General features: G+C 44.4%; 1 protein-coding gene. It reads left to right on the plus strand.

From position 1 onward, the window contains the following. Positions 1 to 232, plus strand: a 232-nt coding sequence (locus tag AAEZ00_RS22245; RefSeq protein ID WP_351090223.1) for a DEAD/DEAH box helicase family protein, incomplete at both ends; no start/stop codon positions are given.

Raw genomic sequence — 232 nt, forward strand, 5'->3', positions numbered from 1 at the left:
GTTTTATACCGAGCAGTTAATTATTTGTTCACTTGATTTACTGCGCAAGAAAAAGCGTCTTGAACAAGCTGTAGACGCTGATTGGGACTTAATGGTTGTCGATGAAGCTCACCATTTAGAATGGTCAGAAGATGCCCCTAGTCGCGCTTATAAAATCGTCGAAGCGTTAAGTGAAGTGGTCCCTGGTGTATTACTCCTTACCGCGACCCCTGATCAACTCGGTCATCAAAGC

The organism is Shewanella sp. S1-49-MNA-CIBAN-0167 (assembly GCF_040310145.1).
Taxonomy (GTDB): domain Bacteria; phylum Pseudomonadota; class Gammaproteobacteria; order Enterobacterales; family Shewanellaceae; genus Shewanella; species Shewanella psychromarinicola.